The 1,407-nt window shown below is 28.6% G+C and carries 1 protein-coding gene and 1 pseudogene; both read right to left on the bottom strand.

Annotation, left to right across the window (positions count from 1 at the left end):
• Nucleotides 1-101: 101 nt before the first annotated feature.
• Nucleotides 102-821, bottom strand: a complete 720-nt coding sequence (locus tag ON17_RS03210; RefSeq protein ID WP_017191599.1) for a hypothetical protein — start codon at nt 819-821, stop codon at nt 102-104.
• A 3-nt stretch (nt 822-824) separates the two neighbouring features.
• Nucleotides 825-1,407: pseudogene (locus tag ON17_RS03205) on the bottom strand (DNA double-strand break repair protein Rad50); the annotation flags it as partial.

The following is a 1,407-nucleotide window of genomic DNA, read 5'->3' as shown; positions in this document are numbered from 1 at the left end:
TAATAGTAGGAATTGGTATTATCTTTAAAAAAATTAATTACTACTATTATATAATATTTATTTAATTAAATTTAAAGAAAATTTATATTTGGTAATAATTTTTATGCTTGATTTTTTTGATTATTATCATTAGTTGTATAATATTTGCGATATTGTCTTTGTTTAACTCTTTCTTGAACTTTGGCGTAGTTGGGAGATTTTTGTTTTAATTCTTCTTTTCTTGCATCTATTTCTACGTTTTTATTTTCTAATTGTTCTTCTAGTTTATTATGCTTTTTTGCTAATTTGTTAGCGTTTGAAACTTCGTTTCGTTTTTCATCTAATTCGTTAACGATTTTTTCGAATTCGTTGATTCGTGAAAAGCGTTTTATTTTTATAGATTCTTTTAAATCATATGATTCAGCTATTTGATTAGTTATTTTGTTTTGGTTTTTTTGTTTTTTATATTCTACAAGTTTCTTTTCAGCGTCTTTGTAGTCGGCTTTGGCTTCATCTAAATCTTTTTCTATTCTTTTAGTAATTGTTTCATATGTTTGTTGGTCCATCATTTTAGGAGTTCCATCTTCTTTTTGCATTAATTGTTGCGCTAAGTGGACTGCACGATGAACTTCGTGAACGATTAATCCGCCTTTTGCGATAGTTCCAGCAGCTTTTTTAGTTAATCCGCCGCCTACTGCTCTTAATATACCGCGACCACCAAAAGCATCCATATATAATTCGGCGCCTTGGAAAATAGCGTCACGAACGTTACCAAAACTAAATTCATGTTTTTTATCCCAAGCAGTTAAATTTTGTCTTGCGACATTGGCTGCTTCTCTCATTATTTATAATCCTTTTTTTCTTACTTCGATAGCTGCTTTTTTTTCGTTTATTTCATTGATGTTATTTTGGATTTCGCCACGAATGGATTCTTGGGTTTTTATTTTGTTAAAGATAGATTGTTCGTCTTGGGTTAGTTTATTATAATCTTTTTCTAAATCTTTTTTATAATTTTGGGCGCGTGATAACATTTCTTCGTACATTGTTTGTTTGGATTTTAATTTGGCGATTTGGATTTTGATATTATCTATTTGTCCGAGTAACTCAATTTCTTCATCTTGTAATTTTGAGATTTCTTCTTGTAAGCGTTTTTTATCGTCGGGGTTAGTTGTTGTTTTTAGTTCTTCTTGTTTAGTTTTAATATCTTTTTCTTTGTTAGTTTTTTCTGCTTCTTTTTGTTGAAGTTGACCTTTTAAGATAGTGATATTACCTGATGTATTTTTGATTTGTGCTTTGATTTCTTTAATTTTATTTTCGTTTTTATTTAAAGCTTCTTTAATTTTAGCTTTTTGTTCTTGGGTTAATTCTTGGGCTTTGTAAAGTTCTTTTAATTTAGTTTCTACTTGAGCTAATTCTTGTTCCCAATTA

The organism is Poinsettia branch-inducing phytoplasma str. JR1, from assembly GCF_000309465.1.
Taxonomy (GTDB): Bacteria; Bacillota_I; Bacilli_A; order Acholeplasmatales; family Acholeplasmataceae; genus Phytoplasma; species Phytoplasma pruni.
This window is presented reverse-complemented; position numbering and strand designations above follow the sequence as displayed.